We start from the raw sequence: 1527 nt of genomic DNA, 5'->3' as shown, positions 1-1527 counted from the left end.
TTATATTAGAAAATTAATTGAATAGTAAAAAAAGTATTATTACTAGGTTTTAGAAAATTTAAGATATTCTTAAAAATAAAAGTTTAAGAGAAGAAAATACAAATGTGAACTACCACCGTCCTAATAGAGGGCAGGGCTTCGTGGGAAGTATCTGACTCATGTCAGATATATTAATCACGTTCTGTGGGTAGTTCCTACCCTAAATATTTTACGAGACAACAGAATTACTTGTCTCAAATCCATATATTCAGTTGTTAAAGTTCATAGAAACTATGCCTTTATGGCATAGTTTATTCTATCAAAATCCTGTTATAATTTTCAGAAAAATTATAACAATCTTTTGAGATTCGATTCATCCCTTCTTGAGTGAAGTAGGGGTTTTCTCGAACAAAGATGCTAAATATTCGTGAGGTTGGTAGAAGTCTTCTAGCCTATTAAAATATACATCAGGGTAGGAACTACCCGTAGAGCGTGATTGATATATCTGACATGAGTCAGATACTTCCCACGAAGCCCTGCCCTCTATTAGGGCGGTGGTAGTTCACATCCATTAGTCCTTTATATTTAAAGAAACTCCAACCAGCCATTCCTGGAACAGTTTTTTGATCTATGAGTTTTGAAGATTTATATACAATATCTCTATTCTCAGGGGTTTTAATTAAAATAGATCCCGCTAGAGCGATATCCCAAAAACTTATATTTTCAGTGGATGCCCAAATATCAGAAAATCCTTTTCCAACTGCACTATTATCCATTGGATTAGGTCTTAAGATATACTCCCCATTATCCTCCCTATAACCTTTTGTTATTTCAGATGAGTTTATATAATTTTTATTGATCTTAAAAAGTTCATGTACTCCATGTCCCAATGTTAAATCATCTTGTTTTAAATTTTTTAAATCAGATGAAAAAAATGTATTCTTTAAATCTAAATATTCAATTTGATTCTCTTTTATAAACTCTTCATGGGTTTTATTTGTAATACTTTCGATTATTTCAGCCAGAAGTAAAAAATTTGTAGCACTGATTTCAATATCTGTTCCAGGTTTAAATTTCAGTTCATTTTTGATTATAGAATCTAGTAGTTGATTTGTAGAATAACACTTCTGTAAATCAAATGAGTCAACTTTCATATAATCTTCAATACCTGAGCTATGTTGTAACAATTGAAAAATAGTTATATCTTTCCACTTTTTAGAAATATTTTTTAAATACTTTGAAATGGGATCTTCTAAAGTTAGTAAATTTTTTTCCAATAGTTGCATAATGGCAACAGCTGTAAATCCTTGAGATATATGACCTATTGGCCATATAGTTTTACTCGATACAAGTTTTTTAGATTCTAAATCTATTATTCCGTATCCAACTACTCTTGGAATATAAGGAGCTTGAACAATAGCTAATGACAATCCTGGAATACCCTCTTTCTCCATAAAATTATAGATCATTTCATCAATTGATTTTGACATAAACTCAACTTTTGAACTTCCTCTACCATTTTTTAAATAATCAAATTTCATAATAACC

Annotated in this window: 1 protein-coding gene; it reads right to left on the bottom strand. The window is 30.3% G+C overall.

Annotated elements, in window-relative coordinates; genetic code table 11:
* Window positions 1-494: 494 nt before the first annotated feature.
* Window positions 495-1527, bottom strand: a 1033-nt coding sequence (locus ACMOUI_RS10365; protein WP_418965624.1) for a serine hydrolase domain-containing protein, incomplete at its 5' end; no start/stop codon positions are given.

Source organism: Cetobacterium sp. (assembly GCF_048470075.1).
Classification (GTDB): Bacteria; Fusobacteriota; Fusobacteriia; order Fusobacteriales; family Fusobacteriaceae; genus Cetobacterium_A.
The sequence above is the reverse complement of the archived record's forward strand: the minus strand, read 5'-3'. Positions and strand labels throughout refer to the sequence as shown.